Annotated in this window: 16 protein-coding genes; 8 read left to right on the forward strand and 8 right to left on the reverse strand. The window is 65.3% G+C overall.

The annotated features are described in order from the left end of the window. Positions 1 to 48: 48 nt before the first annotated feature. On the reverse strand, positions 49 to 1,062 hold the full coding sequence (locus QM467_RS11230) for a polyprenyl synthetase family protein (RefSeq protein ID WP_283366411.1): 1,014 nt from the start codon (positions 1,060 to 1,062) through the stop codon (positions 49 to 51). 161 nt (positions 1,063 to 1,223) lie between these two features. On the opposite strand from QM467_RS11230, the gene QM467_RS11235 reads away from it, so the two are divergent. Together QM467_RS11235 and QM467_RS11240 are read left to right on the forward strand one after the other, a co-directional pair. Beyond that, entirely contained in the window at positions 1,224 to 1,448 is a 225-nt protein-coding gene (locus tag QM467_RS11235; RefSeq protein ID WP_283366412.1) for a putative signal transducing protein, read from the forward strand. After that, positions 1,423 to 2,184: a tRNA1(Val) (adenine(37)-N6)-methyltransferase gene (locus QM467_RS11240; RefSeq protein ID WP_283366413.1), complete on the forward strand. Its 762-nt coding sequence runs from the start codon at positions 1,423 to 1,425 to the stop codon at positions 2,182 to 2,184. Before QM467_RS11235 ends, QM467_RS11240 begins: the two co-directional genes overlap by 26 nt. A gap of 48 nt (positions 2,185 to 2,232) precedes the next feature. Here QM467_RS11240 and QM467_RS11245 read toward each other — a convergent pair whose 3' ends face one another. Then, entirely contained in the window at positions 2,233 to 2,730 is a 498-nt protein-coding gene (locus QM467_RS11245) for a hypothetical protein (RefSeq protein ID WP_283366414.1), read from the reverse strand. 303 nt (positions 2,731 to 3,033) lie between these two features. On the opposite strand from QM467_RS11245, the gene QM467_RS11250 reads away from it, so the two are divergent. The 4 genes from QM467_RS11250 (at position 3,034) to QM467_RS11265 (ending at position 8,088) form a co-directional block, all read left to right on the forward strand. After that, the gene (locus tag QM467_RS11250; protein WP_283366415.1) at positions 3,034 to 3,975 is read left to right on the forward strand and encodes a glycine--tRNA ligase subunit alpha; all 942 of its coding nucleotides are present in this window, start codon (positions 3,034 to 3,036) and stop codon (positions 3,973 to 3,975) included. A gap of 114 nt (positions 3,976 to 4,089) precedes the next feature. Continuing rightward, positions 4,090 to 6,222 (forward strand): glycine--tRNA ligase subunit beta, encoded by a 2,133-nt coding sequence (glyS, locus tag QM467_RS11255; RefSeq protein ID WP_283366416.1) that lies wholly within the window; start codon positions 4,090 to 4,092, stop codon positions 6,220 to 6,222. 62 nt (positions 6,223 to 6,284) lie between these two features. Then, positions 6,285 to 6,641, forward strand: a complete 357-nt coding sequence (locus QM467_RS11260) for an endonuclease domain-containing protein (RefSeq protein ID WP_283366417.1) — start codon at positions 6,285 to 6,287, stop codon at positions 6,639 to 6,641. 217 nt (positions 6,642 to 6,858) lie between these two features. After that, positions 6,859 to 8,088 carry a cell wall hydrolase gene (locus QM467_RS11265; protein ID WP_283366418.1) on the forward strand — a complete coding sequence of 410 codons (1,230 nt, stop codon included), beginning with the start codon at positions 6,859 to 6,861 and terminating at the stop codon, positions 8,086 to 8,088. Position 8,089: 1 nt separating this feature from the next. Here the strand turns inward: QM467_RS11265 and QM467_RS11270 are convergent, their stop codons facing one another. The 3 genes from QM467_RS11270 to QM467_RS11280 form a co-directional block, all read right to left on the reverse strand. Continuing rightward, positions 8,090 to 8,497: a hypothetical protein gene (locus QM467_RS11270; protein ID WP_283366419.1), complete on the reverse strand. Its 408-nt coding sequence runs from the start codon at positions 8,495 to 8,497 to the stop codon at positions 8,090 to 8,092. A 288-nt stretch (positions 8,498 to 8,785) separates the two neighbouring features. Further along, on the reverse strand, positions 8,786 to 9,703 hold the full coding sequence (locus QM467_RS11275; protein WP_283366420.1) for a L,D-transpeptidase: 918 nt from the start codon (positions 9,701 to 9,703) through the stop codon (positions 8,786 to 8,788). Between the two features lie 156 nt (positions 9,704 to 9,859). Further along, a complete protein-coding gene (locus QM467_RS11280; RefSeq protein WP_283366421.1) occupies positions 9,860 to 10,744 on the reverse strand; it encodes a lytic transglycosylase domain-containing protein in 885 nt (294 codons plus the stop codon). 154 nt (positions 10,745 to 10,898) lie between these two features. Here QM467_RS11280 and QM467_RS11285 point away from each other — a divergent pair, with 154 nt between their 5' ends. Both QM467_RS11285 and QM467_RS11290 read left to right on the forward strand, forming a co-directional pair. Then, positions 10,899 to 14,084: an efflux RND transporter permease subunit gene (locus QM467_RS11285; protein WP_283366422.1), complete on the forward strand. Its 3,186-nt coding sequence runs from the start codon at positions 10,899 to 10,901 to the stop codon at positions 14,082 to 14,084. Beyond that, positions 14,081 to 15,400, forward strand: a complete 1,320-nt coding sequence (locus QM467_RS11290) for an efflux RND transporter periplasmic adaptor subunit (RefSeq protein WP_283366423.1) — start codon at positions 14,081 to 14,083, stop codon at positions 15,398 to 15,400. The genes QM467_RS11285 and QM467_RS11290 overlap by 4 nt, the downstream gene beginning before the upstream one ends. Here QM467_RS11290 and QM467_RS11295 read toward each other — a convergent pair whose 3' ends face one another. The 3 genes from QM467_RS11295 to QM467_RS11305 form a co-directional block, all read right to left on the reverse strand. After that, positions 15,401 to 16,675: an acyltransferase family protein gene (locus QM467_RS11295; RefSeq protein WP_283366424.1), complete on the reverse strand. Its 1,275-nt coding sequence runs from the start codon at positions 16,673 to 16,675 to the stop codon at positions 15,401 to 15,403. 141 nt (positions 16,676 to 16,816) lie between these two features. After that, positions 16,817 to 17,971 carry a GNAT family N-acetyltransferase gene (locus QM467_RS11300; protein ID WP_283366425.1) on the reverse strand — a complete coding sequence of 385 codons (1,155 nt, stop codon included), beginning with the start codon at positions 17,969 to 17,971 and terminating at the stop codon, positions 16,817 to 16,819. Beyond that, on the reverse strand, positions 17,964 to 18,767 hold the full coding sequence (locus QM467_RS11305; RefSeq protein ID WP_283366464.1) for a glycosyltransferase family 2 protein: 804 nt from the start codon (positions 18,765 to 18,767) through the stop codon (positions 17,964 to 17,966). Before QM467_RS11305 ends, QM467_RS11300 begins: the two co-directional genes overlap by 8 nt. Between the last annotated feature and the right edge of the window lie 294 nt (positions 18,768 to 19,061).

Below are 19,061 nucleotides of genomic sequence, written 5' to 3' on the forward strand. Positions count from 1 at the left end.
TCAACGTAAAATATCAGCGCCGCGCGGCGATTGAAAACGCCGCCCGCGTCAGTGCGCGCGGGCGATGCAGAAATCGACGGTATCGAGCAGGGCCTGCTTCCAGGGCGAATCGGGGAAAAGCCCGAGGGCGTCGCGCGCCATGGCGCCATAATGGCGGGCGCGCTCGACCGTGTCTTCCAAGGCGCGGTGCTTCTTCATGGTCGCCAGCGCGGTTTCGAGGTCGCCCTCGGCGATCTCGCCCTGCTCCAGCACGCGCTTCCAGAAGGCGCGCTCGCTTTCGGAACCGCGCCGGAAGGACAGAACCACCGGCAGGGTGATCTTGCCCTCACGGAAGTCGTCGCCGACATTCTTGCCGAGCTTGGCCGACTGGCCTCCGTAATCCAGCGCGTCGTCAACGAGCTGGAAGGCCACGCCGAGATTCATGCCATAGGCGCGGCAGGCCTCAATTTCCGCCTTGGGGCGGTTGGCGACGGTCGGCCCGACTTCGGCGGCGGCGGCGAAAAGCTCCGCGGTCTTGGCCCGTATCACGGCGAGATAGGCGTCTTCCGTCGTTTCCGTGTCCTTGGCGGCGGAAAGCTGCATCACTTCGCCTTCCGCGATCACGGTAGCCGCGACCGAAAGCACGTCGAGACAGGCGAGCGAGCCAACCTCGACCATCATGCGGAAGGCCTGACCGAGCAGGAAATCGCCGACCAGAACGCTGGCCTCATTGCCCCAGAGCATGCGCGCCGCCAGCTTGCCGCGCCGCATGTCGCTCTGGTCCACGACATCGTCATGCAGCAGGGTCGCGGTATGCATGAATTCGACGGCGGCGGCGAGCTTGACGTGGCCTTCGCCCTTGTAGCCGCACAGTCCGGCTCCGGCGAGCGTCAACATAGGCCGCAGGCGCTTTCCGCCGGAGGAAATCAGATGGTTGGCGACTTCCGGGATCATCGCGACATCCGAGCCGGTGCGCGAGAGAATGGTCTGATTGACCCGGTTCATGTCCGCGGCGACCAGGGCGACGAGATTTTCCAGCCCGGATTCGCTGGTTTTCTCATCGAAAGGTATGACCAGACCCAAAGCGCGCCCCTCTTTAACTAGCGGCGCGACCATAGAGCGGCGGAAGCAAAAGGAAAAGTCGCTTTTTCGCCACACAGGTTACGAAAGCCCCGATCGCGGCCGCATTGCCAGCGCCCGGGCGCGGCCTTACAGTTTCTCTCGTCCTCGCCGAGCCCCATGACATGATCGAACTGTTGCGCACGAATGACATCGTGCTGATCTCCGCCATCGAGGCCATTTTGCGCGACGCGGGCGTCTATTTTTTCATCGCCGACCAGAACATGAGCGTGATGGAAGGCTCGCTGGGCTTCCTGCCGCGCCGGTTCGTCGTCCCGGAGGACCAGGCGGACTGGGCGCGGCGCCTGCTGCGGGAGGCCGGCTTTGGCGGCGAATTGTCCGACACCTGAGCCGGACCGCCTCTTCGGCGGCAGGCTCGCGCTGCATCAGCCGGCGCGCGGCCATCGCGTCGGCACGGACGCCGTGCTGCTCGCCGCCGCCGCGCCGGAAATTCCACGCGGTCTGATTGTCGATGTCGGCGCCGGCGTCGGCGCGGTCGGCCTCGCGCTGGCGCAGAAAAATCCGGGCGCGCAGATCGTGCTGCTGGAGAAAAACGCGCCCGCCGCAGCTTTCGCGCGCGAAAATGTGGCGCTGAACGGGTTGGAGGCCCGCACCCGCGTGGTCGAGGCCGATCTGTTCGATGTTCCGGCGCGCAAGGCCGAGGGACTGGTCGAGGCGGCGGAGCTGGTCGTCACCAATCCGCCCTTTCTCACCGCCTGCGCAGCGCGGCGCTCGCCCGACTCCGACCGGGCCTTGGCCCATGTGCTGGACGAGGGCGGCGTGGACAAATGGCTGCGCGCCAGTCTGGCCCTCTTGCGTCCCGGCGGAACGCTCGTCGCCGTTCACCGCGCGGACGCGCTTGACGCTCTGCTCGCGGCCTTGTCGGGGCGGCTCGGCGAATTGCGCGTACTGCCTATCTTTCCGAAAGTGGGAGAGAGCGCCGTGCGCGTGATCCTGCGCGGCCGGAAGGGATCGAAGGCGCCGCTGGCGCTGCTGCCGGGCCTCATCCTGCACGAGCCGGACGGGCGCTTCACCTCGCTGACGGAGGACATCCACCGCACGGGCCGTCGCCTCTTCGCAGACTGAATCAAAAACCGGCCCGAAGGCCGGTTCGAGACGTCGTGAGACCAAGCCTCACTGATAGCAATAGCGCACCCGGCGCCAGCGCCAGCCATAGCGCGTATGCACCTGCACGCGCCGGAGGAAGCATTGCGAATAGACGGGCGACCTGTAAACCGGCGCAGCGTAATAGCCGTCGTCCCAGCCCCAGCCCGGCCCCCAGCCGCCGCCCCAGCCCCAGCCGAAGACGGGCGCCGCGACAATCGGAGCGCCCCAGCCCCAGCCGCCGTTCCAGCCGTTGTTCCACCCGCCATTCCAGCCCGGACGGCCCGCCCAGCCGCCGCCGCGCCAGGCCCCGCCGTTCCAGCCCGGGCGTCCCGCCCAAGCGCCGCCCGGACGTCCGGCCCAGCCGCCGCCACGAAAGCCGCCGCCGCCAAAACCGCCGCCGCGGAAGCCGCCGCCGTGGAAACCGCCGCCGCCATGGAAAGCGAAGGCGGGTTCGGAAAGGACGAGCGCGCCAGTGGAGACCGCCACCACCGCCGCCGTCTTGAAGAAACCACTAGAGAACGCCATGGCGAAACCTCCTGGAAGCCAATTGATCGCCTATTAACCCTTCGCCCCTGAACCTTAGCTGAACGCGAGCGCCTCGCTTTCGTTCCTGCGGCGCTGTGTCGTGAGTCCCTTGGAATTCCTGACCGGATTTTGGCCAATTTACACCGGCGCCGCGCGAAAGAGGCGCAATTCACGCATTAACCTTGCCAGCGCGCTTCCCGCCAACGTCCGCGTGTTGACCGGCCCTGACGCGCGCTTTAGTTTGCGCCCGCCTCGCCGCGACTGCGCGGCCCCCTTTCCCGCCCTTGCCCCCGTGACGGCCCGATGATTCAATCCGACGCGACGCCCAATTCCTCCGCTCTCGACCCGAAGAAGAGCTTTCAGGGCCTAATCCTGACGCTGCAGAATTTCTGGGCGCAGAAGGGCGCGGTGATTCTCCAGCCCTATGACATGGAAGTCGGCGCCGGCACGTTCCACCCGGCGACGACCCTGCGCTCGCTCGGCAAGAAGCCGTGGAAGGCCGCCTATGTGCAGCCCTCGCGCCGGCCCAAGGACGGCCGCTATGGCGAGAACCCCAACCGCCTCCAGCATTATTACCAATATCAGGTCATCCTGAAGCCGAGCCCCGACAATCTGCAGGAGCTTTACCTGCAATCGCTCGCCGCCATCGGCGTCGACGCCGCCCTGCATGACATCCGCTTCGTCGAGGACGATTGGGAAAGCCCGACGCTCGGCGCCTGGGGGCTGGGCTGGGAATGCTGGTGCGACGGCATGGAAGTGTCGCAATTCACTTATTTCCAGCAGGTCGCGGGCGTGGAATGCGCGCCGGTTTCCGGCGAGCTGACCTATGGGCTTGAGCGCCTCGCCATGTATGTGCAGGGCGTCGAGAACGTCTATGACCTGAACTTCAACGGCCTCGACGGCGACGCGCGCATCACCTATGGCGACGTCTTCTTGCAGGCCGAGCAGGAATATTCGCGCCATAATTTCGAGGCCGCGAATGTTGAAAAGCTGTTCGGAGATTTTTCGCGCGCCGAAGCCGAATGCAAGGCCCTGCTGGCCTTCGGCGAACAGGTTGACGACAAGCATCACAAGATGGTGCTGCCGGCCTATGACCAGTGCATCAAGGCGAGCCACGCCTTCAACCTGCTCGACGCGCGCGGCGTGATCTCCGTGACCGAGCGGCAGAGCTATATTTTGCGCGTCCGCGAGTTGGCCAAGGCCTGCGGCGCCGCCTGGATGAAAACCGAAGGCGCGGGACGTTGATTTATTGCCGGTCGCGCCTCAGCGCAACCGGCGCCCCTCGCGTCAGCTCGGCGTCGCATTCGCTCCTACTAGCCGGCCCCAATGGGAACCGGCGTGAATTTCCGAAAGTCCACCATGTCCGATCTTCTGCTCGAACTCTTCTCCGAGGAAATTCCGGCCCGGATGCAGGCCCAGGCCGCCGCCGACTTGAAGAAGCTCGTCACGGACGCGCTGGTCGAGCGCGGGCTCACCTATGAGGCGGCGGAAAGCTTTGTCACGCCGCGCCGGCTGACCCTGCATATCGTCGGCCTGCCCGTGCGCCAGCCCGATCAGCGCGAGGAGAAGAAGGGCCCGCGCGTCGGCGCGCCCGAGGCCGCCGTGCAGGGCTTCTTGAAAAGCGCCGGACTGGCCTCGCTGGATCAGGCCAGGATCGAGACGGATAAAAAGGGCGGCCAGTTCTATCTCGCCGTGATCGAGCGCCCGGGCGCGGCGACGCTCGACGTGCTGGCCGAGATCCTGCCGGCGATCATCCGAAATTTCCCCTGGCCAAAGGCCATGCGCTGGGGCGCGCATTCCGCCGAGCCGAATTGCCTGCGCTGGGTGCGTCCGCTGCACGCCATTGTCGCCACCTTCGGGCCGGAGACGGAAGAGCCGGAAATCGTCCCCTTCGAGATCGGCGGCATCAAGGCGGGCAACACCACCTACGGCCATCGCTTCATGGCGCCGCAGGCGATCAAGGTGCGCCGCTTCGACGATTATCTCACGGCGCTTGGCGCGGCAAAAGTCGTGCTCGATCCGGCGCGGCGGCGCGACATCATCCTCCATGACTGCAAGGACCTCGCCTTCGCACAGGGGTTGGAGCTGGTCGAGGACGAGGGCCTGCTGCATGAGGTCGCCGGGCTGGTCGAATGGCCGGTCGTGCTGATGGGCGAGTTCGACGCGAGCTTCCTGGACATTCCCGGCGAAGTGATCCGCGCCACCATCCGCGCCAACCAGAAATGCTTCGTCTTGCGCGACCCGGAGACCGGCAAGCTGGCCAACAAGTTCCTGCTGGTCTCGAACGTGATCGCCAGCGACGGCGGCAAGGCCATCGCGGCGGGCAATGGCCGCGTCGTGCGCGCTCGCCTCTCGGACGCGCTCTATTTCTGGAAGACCGATCAGGGCCCGCTGCCCGATTACGCCCATCTCGGCAAGCCGCTCGACCAGCGCCTCGCCAAGCTGCGCGCGCTGAATATCGTGTTCCACCAGAAGCTTGGCACACAGGGCGCGCGGGTGGACCGCATCATGGCTCTGGCGCGCGAACTGGCGCCCTTGGTCGGCGCGGACGCCGAAAAAGCGGCGCGCGCGGCGGAACTGGCCAAGGCCGATTTGGTGACCGAAGTGGTCGGCGAATTTCCCGAAGTGCAGGGCCTGATGGGCCGCACCTACGCCGAATTGCAGGCCGAGGACGGCGAAGTCGCCGCCGCCATCGAGGATCATTACAAGCCGCAAGGCCCAAACGACCTGATCCCGTCGGCGCCGGTCAGCATTGCGGTCGCTCTGGCCGACAAGCTCGATACGCTGGTCGGCTTCTGGGCGATCGACGAAAAGCCGACCGGCTCGAAAGACCCGTTTGCCTTGCGCCGCGCGGCGCTGGGCGTGATCCGCATCATTCTCGAGAATGGGCTGCGGCTGCGCCTCGCGTCCCTGTTCGCCGAAATCGCCAGGACCTTCGGCGTCCGCGACGCCGCGGAGCTCGCCAAGAGCCTGCTCGCCTTCTTCGCCGACCGCCTGAAAGTCGACCTGCGCGACCGCGGCGCCCGTCACGACCTGCTCGACGCGGTTTTCGCTTTGGGCGAGGACGACCTCGTGTTGATTGTGTCGCGCATCAATGCGCTGGACTCTTTCCTCAAGACCGAAGACGGCGCGAGCCTGCTCGCCGGCTACAAGCGCGCGGGCAATATTCTCAAGGCCGAGGAAAAGAAGGACGGCGCCGGCGCCTTTGAAAAGCACCCGGAAGCCAATCTGCGCATCGAACATGAGGAACATGTGCTGGCCGCCGCGCTCGACCGCGCCGAGCGCGAGGCCGGCGAGGCTCTGAAGGCCGAGGATTTCGAAGGCGCCATGCACGCCCTCACGAAACTCCGCGCGCCGGTGGACGCGTTTTTCGACAAGGTCACGGTCAATTCCGAAAACCCGGACCTGCGCCGCAACCGCCTGCAATTGCTGGCGCAATTGCGCCGCGCCATCCATCTGGTCGCGGATTTCTCCAAAATCGGCGGCGCGTAGCTTTCTCCCCTTGCGGGAGAAGGTGGCTCGCCCCGCAGGGGCGAGACGGATGAGGGGACTTCGTGTCCGACGAAACAAAGCTTCGTGAACTCCGCTTCCGCGCCCGCGCCATGCGCTGCGAACCCACCGAAGCCGAGGCCGCTCTTTGGCGCATTTTGCGCAACCGGCGCCTCGCCACGTTGAAATTCCGGCGGCAGGCGCCGATCCCGCCTTACATTGTTGATTTCATCTGTTTTCAGCATCGCATCATTGTCGAGGCTGATGGCTCGCAACATGCGGAAAGCCGTTACGATGAGAAACGCGATGCTTTTCTGGCGTCGCAAGGGTTTATTGTCCTGCGGTTCTGGAACCATGATGTGCTGAACAATCCGCGCATAATCGAGGATACCATTCTCACTCGATGCGGACTTGCGATCTGACCCTTACCCCTCATCCGGCGCTCCGCGCCACCTTCTCCCGCCAGGGGAGAAGGAAATCCCTCCTCGTCCCAATTCGGGACTTCGTGCAGCTTGCCCCCGGTAACGCGCTCTCAAGCCTAACAAGCGATAACCATGAGGCTCTTCGCACGCTCAATGCGTCGTGACGGGTGTTGGTGAAGCGGCGCCGCCGCTCCGTTTGTCGAGCATGGGAACGCGTATGCGGAAGGCGCGGCGTCAGGCGCATTTCAATTGGGCGGTGGGCGTCGTCGCGCCCTGGGTCCTTGGCGCCGGCCTGCTGGCGGCCTCCGTCGCCGACGCCGGGCAGGAAATTCCCGCCGGCGCCTCGCTGGCGCCGCTCTCATCGAAAAGCGCCGCCGTCATCCCCGCCGATCTCGCGCCGCCGCCGCAATTTTTCGCGGCCTCCTTCGGCGAGCGCTCCGGACGAGGACTGCTCCGCGAGGCCCGCCTTATCATCGGCGGCCCGGATCAGCTCTCAGGACAGCCGGACGAGGAAATCGAGCCGCGCAAGGATTTGAAGAAAGGCGCCGCCGCCTTTCCGGAAATAGACCGCCGCCACAAGGGCGACCCCGTCGTCGGCCTGCGCCCGACCATCGACGGCCGCCTGCGCCAGCAGAACGCCGTCACGAAGATGCGCAGCAATATTCTGACCTTCGGCCAGGATGAAAGCGGCCTCGCCTCGACCTTCACGCCCGGCGACGGCGACGCGCCCGGTCCCGATTCCGTCGCCAGCTTCGAAGCCTGGCAGGATGGCGAAACGCCCGTGACCGAGCCGAGCGCCGGAGGCTCCTCGCCTTCCGCCGGCGCCGGGGCGCTCACCATGCGCCCGGCGGCTGTGGCCGAACGCATAGCGCAGGGGGCCAGTCCCGCCGTCCCGCGCGCCGCCGCCCTGGCCTCAAGCACGCCCTTCGCGGCCGACCAAACGCCCGTCGAGGCCAATCTTGCCGCCCTGGCGCCCGCCCGGCGCGGGCCAGCCGCCAGGATCGACGAAAAACGCGGCTATCTGGCTTTGCTGGCGCCGGAGCGCGCCGATGCTGAAAAACGCTGCCTCGCGCAGGCCATCTATTTCGAGGCGCGCAGCGAGCCCGTTGAAGGGCAGGCCGCCGTCGCGCAGGTGATCCTCAACCGCATGACGTCCGGCCTCTATCCCTCGACCATCTGCGGCGTGGTGTTCCAGAACCGCAGCCATTACCGCGCCTGCCAGTTCTCCTTCGCCTGCGAGGGCAAATCCTTGCGGATCGTGGAGGCGGAGTCCTGGGCGCAGGCGACGCGCGTCGCCAATGAGGTGCTGGAAGGCAGGACGTGGCTCGCCGACGTCGGCGGCTCAACGCATTACCACGCAAACTATGTGCGACCGCGCTGGGCGCGGTCGCTCAAGAAGACCGACACGATCGGCCGTCACATCTTCTATCGTCTCAAATCCGGCTGAACTATTCCGCCGGCTCAAGCTCGACAGGACGCGCTTCCTCCGCGGGCGCCTGCTCCTCTTCGCGGCGGGGCGTTTCGCGCGCGATGTCGGCCAGGCTGACCAGAACGCCGACGCCGAGCCTGTTCAGCGCGATGCGCAGGCCACTGGCGAATTCGACGCCGTCCCGATACAGGCCTTCCCGAAGATGAACGAAGACGACATTCTCGGCCTCGCTCACCCCAAAAGTCTTCCGGGTTTCTTCCGACAGGTTTTCCAGAGCCAGGCGGGCTCCGCAGCAGATGCAGACCGCGGTCTCGCGATCCTCGGGAGCCACAAGGCCGATCGAACCGCTCGGGAAGCGCGAGGTGACATAAACCTCGCCCTCGCGCGCCGCCCGCGATTGATAGGATTCCAAAGAGTAGTCACACATGGCGTTGCTCCACTTTTCTGAGCATCGCCTCGTCGCTTCGACGACGTCGGCTTCATCGAGCCGAGCTGCGTCCCGGATATTTTCGGTCGGATCGCCTGGACGAGGCGCGCGGGCGATCGCCATTCGTTGTTCAACTTAAGACGAATCGCGCCGAAAAGTTCCGCGCCTTTTCGCCTCTTTTTTGAACGCTGCCAAATGTTTCGCCGCGCGCGCCGCCGCCGCCCGGAAAAAGAAAAAGGCGCGCCGGTCGTCCGACGCGCCTGCCAGGCCTTTGCGGGGCGATTTCGCTTACATCACGACGACGTGCGCGCCCTTGTTGACGCGGCCGTAAAGGTCGATCACATCGGCGTTATGCATGCGGATGCAGCCGGACGACACCGCGTGGCCGATCGAATTCGGCTCGTTGGTGCCGTGGATGCGGAACAGGGTGTCCTTGTTGCCCTGGAACAGATAGAGCGCGCGGGCGCCGAGTGGATTGGCGAGGCTGCCGTCCATATGTTCCGGCAGGTCGGGACGGCGTTCAATCATTTCGGGCGGCGGGGTCCAGCCCGGCCAATAGGATTTGCGGCCGACCATGGCGTCGCCTTTCCAGGCGAAGCCCTGCTTGCCGACGCCGATGCTGTATTCCATCGCCTTGCCGTCGCCCATCGAGAGGTAAAGCTTGCGCTTGGCCGTGCTGATCGTGATGGTGCCCGCCGGCTGCCCGGTCGTGTCGGCGACTTCCTTTTGCGTCTTGAACTTGTAATTGACATCCGGATCGTAATTCACCGGCGTGGAGTAGTTCGGATCGGCGTCGGGCGGCAGCACGGCGCTGGCCGCGGCGGCGCCGGAAACCGCCCCTTGGCGGCGATAGCCGCCATCGAGCAGGGAATTGCGCGAGGCCAGATCGACCACCGGCGCGTTGTCGTCCTCGGGCAGGCGCTGGCGCGCGACCTGCGGACGGGGCTGCTGCGGCTCGGGCTGCGGCTGCCCCCAGAACCATTGCTGCTCCTGGCGCGGCTGGGCCTGTTGCTGATGGGCCTGCTGGGGCTGGCCCTGCTGCTGCTGAACCTGCCGCTGGCGCTGTTGCTGCTGTGGCGTGGGCTTGGCCCGCTGCTGCGGCTGCGGGTCGGGCTGAGCGAACCAGAACAACTGGGCCTGCGCCTGCGGCGCAGCCAGAAGCAGGCCGGCCAGCAGGGCGGAACGAAAATTCGATTTGGGGGACATGGCGGTCCAATCCTTGCGCGGGCGGCGCGCCAAAGACCTGAGCTTCGTTTGGCCGCGCCGAAACAGCTGCGTCTTATTTGCGAAACGCGACCGCCTTTGTAAAGGCTGTTCCTGCAAAGATAGACCCGCTCCGGCGCCTTCTGTGTCAGTAGTGTATCATGTTTTCAACACTGCGCAGGCGCCGCCGGCCCGCTCGATCGCCGTGCAGAGCGCCTGGGCCGCGCCACGGGTCTGCGCGGGAGCCCGCACGCGCCAGAACCGGGCGAAGCCGCGTCCCGGCGCGCGCTTGCCGATCACCATCGGCTCGCCGTCGCCCAGAAGCCCCGCGAATTGCCGGTGCGCGCGCTGGTACGCGGCCAGCGCCGCTCTCTTGTTGAAAGAGCCGGCAAGCTGCACGCCCCAGGGCGCGGTGAGGGTCGAGCCTGCGAAGCGCTGCGGCTCGCGGGCGTTGATCGCCTCGGCCGTGGCGGCGCAGGTCGCCGGCTGGGCGAGTTCGGCGTCGAGCTTGGCGGCCGCCGCGGCGTCGCGCCAGTCCTCGGCCGCGTGGCGGGTGACGAGTTCGACATAGATCTGGGTCTCGAAGGGCAGCCCTCCGCTGCCGGCGAGCCAATTGGCGACCCGGTTCGGCCCGCCATTATAGGCCGCCGCCGCCAGCCCGAGATTGCCGAAGCGCAGCCGCAGCTCGGCGAGAAATTCAGCGGCCTTGGGAATGGCCTGTTCAGGATCGAAGGGATCGGCCAGGCCGCGCTCCGCCGCCGTGCCGGGCATGAACTGGGCGATTCCCTGCGCGCCCGCCGGGCTGATGACATGCGAGCGGAAGCTGCTCTCGCGCCAGATCAGCCGGGTGAGAAAGGCTGGCGGAAGGTTGTGCGCGGCGGCCGCCTGTTCGATCATCCGGCAGACTTCGCCGCGCAGACCGCTCGAAGCCTCGGCCTGGGCCTTGCTCTCGACGCTGGCCTCCGCCTGGCCGTCGACCGCGGCCAGGCTCGCGCTCGCCGTCAGCAGGAGGGCCGCTCCGATGGCGGGCGCAATCTTTCGCATGCGCGAACGCAAAATGCGGCTTGCAGGCCAGCCCCCTGTCAAATGCGCCAAAAAAGGCCAAATTTGGGGACTTGATTTTCGCGCGTGAAAAACGTCCGGCGACGCCTTCGCGGCCGGCTTCTCGCGGCGCTTCTGGAAAAAGATTGGGCGTTTCATGGGCCTCGTACGTTTCGCCTTGCGCTTTCCGCATACGTTTTACGTGCTCGCGGCGCTGATTCTGTTCCTTGGCGGCATCGCCATCAAGACCATGCCGGCGGATATTTTTCCCGAAATCCGTATCCCCGTCGTGACGGTGATCTGGCAATATTCCGGCCTCAGCACCCCGGAAATGGAGCAACGCGTCACCACTTACAGCCAGTTCGCCATCAGCTCCAACGTGAACGGCATCAAGAATATGGAAGCGCAGACCCTCAACGGCCTGTCGGTCCAGAAAATCTACTTCCAGCCTGACGTCAATATCGACCTCGCCATTTCCCAGATCATCGCGGCGACCAATTTCATTCGCGTCGTGATGCCGCCCGGCATTCAGGCGCCGGTGGTCGTGCAATTCAACGCCTCCAGCGTGCCCGTGCTCCAGCTCAGCCTCAGCTCCGACACCATGAGCGAGCAGCAGCTTTACGATTACGGCATCTATCGCGTGCGCCAGGGCCTTGCGCCCGTGCCCGGCGTCACCCTGCCGACGCCGTCGGGCGGCAAATATCGCCAGATCATGGTCGATATCGATCCCGACAAGCTCGCCGCGCGCGGCCTGACGCCGATGGACGTGGTCAGCGCCGTCAACGCCCAGAACCTGACCCTGCCATCAGGAACGGCCAAGCTCGGCGACACCCAATATGTCGTTCGCACCAATGCGACGCCCGCCAGCATCGCCGAACTGAACGACATCCCGATCAAGAGCGTCAATGGCGCGATGGTTTTCGTGCGCGACGTCGGCCAGGTTCACGACGGCTGGCTGGTGCAGCAGAATGTGGTGCGCGAGGACGGCAAGCGCTCGGTGCTGCTGAGCATCATCAAGAATGGCAACGCCTCGACGCTCGACGTGGTCAATGGCGTGCGCAACGCCCTCAAGACCTTGCGCGCCGCCGCGCCGCCCGGGCTGAGGATCGGCGAATTGCTCGACCAGTCGGTCTTCGTCCGCGAGGCCGTCGACGGCGTGATCCGCGAAGGCCTGATCGCCGGCGCGCTGACCGCCGCAATGATCCTGCTGTTCCTGCGCTCCTGGCGCTCGACATTGGTGGTGATGGTCTCGATCCCGCTGTCGATCCTGGCCTCGCTCGTCGTGCTCTCGGCGCTCGGCCATACGCTCAACACCATGACGCTCGGCGGCCTCGCGCTCGCGGTCGGCATTCTGGTGGACGATTCCACCGTCACCATCGAGAACACACACCGCCTGCTGACCGAAGAGAAAATGCCCCTGCCCTACGCCACGCTGCATGGCGCGGCGGGCATAGCGGTGCCGACGCTGGTTTCGACCATCGCCATCTGCTGCGTCTTCACCTCGGTGGTGTTCCTCGACGGCCCGGCGAAATTCCTTTTCACCCCGCTCGGCCTCGCCGTGGTCTTCGCCATGCTGGCGTCCTACGCCCTGTCGCGGACGCTGACGCCGATCATGATCGGCCTGCTGCTGCGCCACGAGAAGCATGGCGACGAAGAGCCAAGCGGCTTTTTCGGCCGCATCAGCGCCAGTTTCGAGCGTGGTTTCGAAAACATGCGCGCCAGCTATGTCGAGCTGCTGCAATCCCTGCTCGCCCATCGCGTCGTCATTCCAGTCGTCATCGTCGCCATTCTCGGCCTCGCCGGGCTCATGTTCTCGCTGGTCGGGCGCGATTTCTTCCCGCTGATCGACGGCGGCCAGATCCAGCTTCACGTCCGCGCGCCCGCCGCGACCCGCATCGAAGCGACTGAAGCCCTGTTCCAGCAAGTCGAGGACAAGATCCGCGAAGTCATCCCCGAGAAGGACCGCGAGCGAATCGTCGACAATATCGGCCTGCCCGCGCGCTCGTATAATCTGGCCTTTACCGACGGCTCGACCATTGGGGTCAACGACGGCGTGATCGTTGTCGCGCTGAAAGAGGGCCACGCGCCGACGCAGGACTATATCGACAAGCTGCGCCTTGCCCTGCGTCAGGACTTTCCGCAGGCCATCTTCTATTTCCAGGCCGCCGACATGGTGACGCAGATCCTTAATTTCGGCCTGCCGGCGCAGATCGACATCCGCACCGTCGGCTATGACCGCGCCAATAATCTCGCGGTCGCCAAGGAGATCAGGGACCGCCTCGGCGCCACGCCCGGCTTTGCCGACGTCCATCTGCAACAGGAGACGGATGCGCCCTCATTATTGGCGTCGATCGACCGCTCCCGCGCCCAGCAACTCGGCATGAGCGCCAGCACGATCGCCTCCAATCTCAATATCGCGCTCAGCTCCTCGGCGCAGGTGTCGCCGAATTTCTGGACCGATCCGACCTCGGGCATTCCCTATTTCTTCGCGGTTCAGACGCCGGAACGGCGCATCGCCTCGCTGGACGACATCAAGAACATTCCGGTCTCCAGTTCGCTCGGGAGCAACGGCGGCGCGCCCGTGCCCGGGCTGCTGTCCAATGTCGCCACCTTCGCGCGCGGGGCCATCCCGACCAACGCCAACCAGAGCAACATCCAGCCGGTCTATGAGATCTACGCCAGCCTGCAGGGGATCGATCTCGGGACCGCCTCGCGCGAGATCGACAAGGTCGTCGCGGAGCTGAGCCCCAAGCTCAAGCCGGGCAACCGCATCGAAGTGGTCGGCCAGATCCAGTCGATGCGCGATTCCTTCCGCAATCTCGGCATCGGCCTGCTTTTCGCCGCGGTGCTGGTCTATTTCCTGATGGTGGTGAATTATCAGAACTTCGGCGATCCGCTGGTGGTCATCCTGGCCCTGCCCGCGACCTTCTGCGGCATTCTGACCATGCTTTTCGTCACCGGCTCGACCCTTAACGTGCCGTCGCTGATGGGCGCGATCATGGCGGTCGGCGTGGCCTCGGCCAATTCGATCCTGCTCGTCACATTCGCGCGCGAGCGCCAGCTTGAGGGAGCGTCGTCGTTCGAGGCGGCGGTCGAGGCAGGCCACACCCGCATCCGCCCGGTGCTGATGACCGCGGCGGCGATGATCGTCGGCATGATTCCCATGGCGATCGGCGGCCCGGGCGAGGAGCAGAACGCGGTTCTCGCCCGCGCGGTGATCGGCGGCCTGCTGTTCGCCACGCCGACGACTCTGCTGATCGTGCCCTATCTTTTTGCAATCATGCGGCGCGGCAATGATGGCAAGCCCGCGCATGGCGTCTTCCCGGAGGCGGAACTCGTATGAACGAAGTCTGGAAAAATCCGCCCGAGCACGGCGATCCCGAGCGCCAGAAGGCGCATGAGGTCCATGAGACGCATGAGTCCCATGGTGAACTCGGCTGCACCTGGCGTCCGCCGGACCCGGCGGCGTGCGACCTGAAGCTGGCGCAGGCGCGCGCCCGCCAGCGCCGTCGCTTCGGCCTGTGGCTCGGCGCGGCCATCATCGTCGGGCTCGGCTGGGGCCTGTGGCAGAATCGCGCGGCAAGGACTGCGGCCGAGGAGGCCAAAGCGCAGTTCCACGATGTGGTTCCGGTCGTCCGCGTCGCGCAGATCGCGCCCGGCGCCGCCTTCATTCCGGTCAAGCTGCCCGGCGCCACCCTGGCGCACGAGGCCGCCGACATTTACGCCCGCGCCAATGGCTATGTCGAAAAGCGCAATGTCGATATCGGCTCCCACGTCAAGGCGGGCGACGTGCTGGCGGTGCTGGCTGCGCCGGAACTCGATCATCAGATCGCCCAGGCCGAGGCCGCCATCGCCCAGGCCAAGGCCGACGTGCGCCAGAACGACGCCAACGCCAAGCTCGCCGCGACGACCAACGCCCGCAGCGCGGCGCTGGTGCGGCAAGGCTGGGTCACCGCGCAGCAGGGCGACATTGACCGGCTGACCGAGGAAGCGAAAAACGCCGCGCTCGGCGCTTCGAAAGCCAATGACGACGCCCTGACCAACGCGCTTCGCGTCTTGAGACAGCAGAGGGATTATCTCACCCTCGTCGCGCCCTTCGACGGCGTCATCACCCAGCGCGGCATCGACGTGGGCTCGCTCGTGCAGTCCGGCGCGACCTTCATGTTCAACCTGCAGAACACCAACACGCTGCGCGTCCAGGTCTTCGTGCCGCAGGATCAGGCCTTTGCCCTGGCGCCGGGCGTCGAGGTCGCGGTGCGCGTTCCCGAAATGCCGGATCGCGTCTTCCCCGGCAAGGTCACCCGCATTGCGGAATCCCTGCAGCAAGGCACCCGCACGCTGCTGGCGGAAGCCGACGTCCCCAATCCGGACGGCGTTCTGAAAGCCGGGATCTATTGCCAGGTCGAACTGAAAATCCCGCGCAAGACCCCGGCGGTGAACGTCCCCGCCGACGCCCTGATCTTCAACCGCAACGGCACGCAGGTCGCGGTAGTGGAAGACGGCGTCGCGCATTTGCGCAAGATTGTCGTGGCGCGGGATTTCGGAACGTCGATCGAGGCCTCGTCCGGTCTCGAGCCGGGCGAGAAGGTGATCCTCTACCCCGCCGCCGATCTCGCCGACGGCCAGAAGGTCAAGATCGCCGAAGCCGCGGCGAAATGATCATTCCGCCGCCTGAACCCGCCGCGCCGCAGCCCGGCGCGCGGCCAAGTCAGCGGCCAAGTCAGCGGCCAGGGTCGCGGGCTGTTCGGCGGCGTCGCGGCGCGCGGCGACGGCGTTGAAATAGCGCCGCGCCGGCTTCTCCACGAAGCGGAAGGTGAGGCTCGACATCAGCAGCACCGCGCCGAGATAGGCGACGATGACCGCGCCGACCATCAACGGCCCCTGTTGATAGAGCCCCGCGACATAATCGCCCGCGTCGGCGCCGGGAACGGCGTGGAGTCCAAGCCAGCCCTTCTTGCCGACCATCGAGGCGAGTCGTCCGAATACATGCATCAGCAGGAAGCTATGGACCAGATAGAGCGAATAGGACCATTCGCCGATGGCGTGCAGCGGCGGCATCAGCAGCAGGCGTGAGAATGGCCCCTTCTCATGCGCATAGACCAGCGTAAGAAGGCTGAACAGGACCGGCATGATGGCGAACAGCCAGAACCAGGGCAAGTAAATCACCAGCACCAGCGTGACGCAGGTCATGACGACTTCGCCCAGCGCGATCCCGTTGTCCGAGAGACGGGCGAAGGGATCGAGGCCGCCAGCGCGAAGGCGCTGCGCCAGCACGCCGCAGAAGAAGCCGTAGATGCAGCGCAACAGGCCAAAATCATAGCTCATCGCATGGCTGTAGCGCGTCGCCCAGATCGTGCCGGCGCAGCCCGCCACGGCCAGGGCCGCCATGATCCATGTCTTCCGGCGCAACACATCGCCGCCCGCCGTCTCGGCGCGTTCCGTCCGGCGCAGCGGCAGGATCATGATCAGGCAGAACAGCAGGTTCACATAAAACTCGACGCTGATGCTCCAGGCCGGGAAATTCCAGGTCAGCCGGTCATGCACGCCAAGCGCCTGGATCAGCAGAAGATTGGAGGCCAGCGCGGGCAGCGAATTCTCATTGGCGAAGGGCTGGGCGAGCATCGCGACGCCGTGGCGCGCCGCAAACCATTTCGCGGCCTCCAGCGCCACGAACAGCATCAGCATGAAGAAATGCAGCGGATACATGCGGCCGAAGCGGCGGATGGCGAAGGACCAGCCCCCGCCCTTGAACGCCAGCTTGTCGAAAAAGGCATGGGCGAGCACGAAGCCGGACAGGACGAAGAAGAAATCGACGAAGGCGAAGGCGTGGCCGATCGATTGAGGCGACGGAACCTTCATGAATTCGTAGAGATGGAACAAGGCGACGGCGAGGGCGCATAGGCCGCGCAAACCATCCAGGGCATGAAATCGCATAAATCCACTCCGCAAGACAATTTCTGCTTGACCGCGATAAATCACGGTCAAGGAACCCCTCACATTGGTTCGGCGGCGCAGTCGCACCTAACCGAGTCTCACAGGCTCTCGCCTGTGAGACTCGGTATTAAAATCAGGCGCTCAGGCCCCGGCCAATTCTCCGGCCTCGGCTTCCTCCGGCCCCTCGTCGCGCTCCGGCGCCGCAGCCCCGGCGCCGCGCAGCTTGCGCATCGCCGCGAAGGCGAGCCGTCCGCGCCAGCCGGCGCTCACGGAATAGAAGCCCTCAGAGGCGATCATTTCCGGTCGGAATCTCGTCTTGGAGCGATCGACGCCCGAGGACAGATTGACCAGAGCGACCCCGTTCTCATGCGCCCATTGCAGCGTCTCGGCCATCAGTGTGGTCATGATGCTGTAGGGGCCGTAATCGGGGTCGTAGCCCGAAAAATAGAGATAGAGCTGGTCGCCGAAGGCAAAGCCGAGACGCGCGGCGACGATCCGGCCCGCGACACGGATCTGGAAGATGCGCATATCGCCGGCGCGAGCCATTTGCGCGCAATAATCGTTGAGGAAGGCCCGCTCGGCCTCGCCCGCGAAGACATCGGGATGGCGCGCGACATCGGTCAGGGCGGCGCGGCGCGAATGCAGGTCGTAAAAGGCGGCCAGGCCTTGCTCGATTTCTTCGGGCGTCGTCGCCACGCGGAAGTCTATCGCGATCCCTGCGGCGTTCAGATCATTGCGGCTCTTGCGAAGATGCTTGCGCGTCTTTTTCGGCAAGGCGCCGTGGAAGGCGTCCCAGCTTTCCCGCATGATGAGGCAGGAATCGATGTCCTCGAGCGCGGGCTGGCGCTCGCCTTGCGCGGTCGCGCAGGCGCCCTGCGCCATGCCGCGCCATTGCACAAGATCATGTCCCTTGCGCGAGCGGAAAAAAGTCGCCAGCGCGGCGCCGACGTCGGGCAGATGGTCGCGGACGCAGACCGGACCGCGCAATTGCGTCACATAGGGATCGGCGCCGAAAAACTGCAGTTCGCGCACCAGAGCCGGGCCATAGCCGGGACGCCGCGTGAGCATCATCGGCGCGACCGCGTGCAGCGCGCCATCCGCTCCACGCAAGGTGACGACCTGCATGTCATGGCGGCAAGCGAGGCTGCGCCGGGCGCCGAAATGACGCCACCATGTCAATTGCCATAGCGGGGATTTCGATGGCGTGCGCAGCGACGTCCGCGCAAACAGCGCGCTCCATTCCGGCGCGAGGACCTGGAGCGCATCAAGGTTTTCGATGGTGGCGATTTCAAGCATGGAGCCGGTCCAGAATTTTGGCGAATGTCTTCAGGGCGAAGAAATCGACCGGGCCATGCTCGCGGCGGTAGCGGGCATGGATGGCGCGATAGGAGGAGTCGATCAGCGGCTGGCGGTCGGGCAGGCGCATCAGCGACGGGCCGATGCGGTAATGGATCGAGGTGCGGTCCAGCACGGCCGCGCCCGAATGACGGATCGCCCGCGCGTAAAAATCCACGTCCTCCGCCAGCGAGGGCTCGGGATCGAACCCGCCGATTGCTTCGACGCAACTCTTGCGCACCATGCCGGCGCTGCAAATCAGCAGGGTCCGCTGGAAGAACATGGCCGCCGAAAAGCCAAGCTTCGGCCCGAGCCTGCCATAGCGCCGGGCGCGGCGATAAGCCGTCTCGAAATAGTCGCGCTCGGACGCCACGTCGATGTCGCCGAAGGGCTCGACCTTGCCGAACACCACGCCAATGTCCGGTCGCCGCGCGAAGACTTCGAGAGCTTCAGCGTAATAGCCCTCGGGCGCGAGATCGTCGTCGTCGAGGAAATGGATGATGTCGGCGCGGGCCTGCCTGAAGCCGAAATTGCGGACGACAGCGGGCCGCCCGCCGGAGGGCGACGGCGAGCGCATGTAGATCACGCCACGAGCGGCGAAGGGTCGCACGGCGTCTTCGGCGCTGCCTTCAGGGCAATCGTCGATCACGAGGATTTCGCAGTTTGCGCCCTTCTGGACGAGGACGCTTTCAATCGCCTCGACCAGAGGGCCGGGACGACGGTAAGTCGGGATGATAACGGAAATATCCGGGGCCATGAACACGCTTGCTCCACCGAAATTCATATTTCGGGATTTGAGCGAGACTAGGCGGCGCGTGGTTAATGAAACGTTACTTCTATAATATAAAAGTCGTTAATATCCGATATTTTGTGTATAATTTTACCAAAACCAATCGTAACCCTAACATAATTTTCTTCTCCACGAAGTATTTATGGTAAACGCGAGCTCGCGGCTCGGCGCGGCCGCCTCAAAACGCGACCGCCCGCCCGAAATCGGGCAGGCGGCTTTGGCATTGCCTGAATTTGTGTCAAAAGCTCGAAGACTTCAGTC

The sequence above is a fragment of the Rhodoblastus sp. 17X3 genome (assembly GCF_030056575.1).
In the GTDB taxonomy this organism is placed as follows: domain Bacteria; phylum Pseudomonadota; class Alphaproteobacteria; order Rhizobiales; family Beijerinckiaceae; genus Rhodoblastus.

Bases quoted from the DNA above. Each gene is read 5' to 3' on its own strand.
- QM467_RS11280 (WP_283366421.1), bottom strand. From the start codon at position 10,744: ATGCGAAAGATTGCGCCCGCCATCGGAGCGGCCCTCCTGCTGACGGCG.
- QM467_RS11275 (WP_283366420.1), bottom strand. From the start codon at position 9,703: ATGTCCCCCAAATCGAATTTTCGTTCCGCCCTGCTGGCCGGCCTGCTT.
- QM467_RS11235 (WP_283366412.1), top strand. From the start codon at position 1,224: ATGATCGAACTGTTGCGCACGAATGACATCGTGCTGATCTCCGCCATC.
- QM467_RS11305 (WP_283366464.1), bottom strand. From the start codon at position 18,767: ATGGCCCCGGATATTTCCGTTATCATCCCGACTTACCGTCGTCCCGGC.
- QM467_RS11250 (WP_283366415.1), top strand. From the start codon at position 3,034: ATGATTCAATCCGACGCGACGCCCAATTCCTCCGCTCTCGACCCGAAG.
- glyS (WP_283366416.1), top strand. From the start codon at position 4,090: ATGTCCGATCTTCTGCTCGAACTCTTCTCCGAGGAAATTCCGGCCCGG.
- QM467_RS11245 (WP_283366414.1), bottom strand. From the start codon at position 2,730: ATGGCGTTCTCTAGTGGTTTCTTCAAGACGGCGGCGGTGGTGGCGGTC.
- QM467_RS11285 (WP_283366422.1), top strand. From the start codon at position 10,899: ATGGGCCTCGTACGTTTCGCCTTGCGCTTTCCGCATACGTTTTACGTG.
- QM467_RS11270 (WP_283366419.1), bottom strand. From the start codon at position 8,497: ATGTGTGACTACTCTTTGGAATCCTATCAATCGCGGGCGGCGCGCGAG.
- QM467_RS11290 (WP_283366423.1), top strand. From the start codon at position 14,081: ATGAACGAAGTCTGGAAAAATCCGCCCGAGCACGGCGATCCCGAGCGC.
- QM467_RS11300 (WP_283366425.1), bottom strand. From the start codon at position 17,971: ATGCTTGAAATCGCCACCATCGAAAACCTTGATGCGCTCCAGGTCCTC.
- QM467_RS11265 (WP_283366418.1), top strand. From the start codon at position 6,859: ATGCGGAAGGCGCGGCGTCAGGCGCATTTCAATTGGGCGGTGGGCGTC.
- QM467_RS11295 (WP_283366424.1), bottom strand. From the start codon at position 16,675: ATGCGATTTCATGCCCTGGATGGTTTGCGCGGCCTATGCGCCCTCGCC.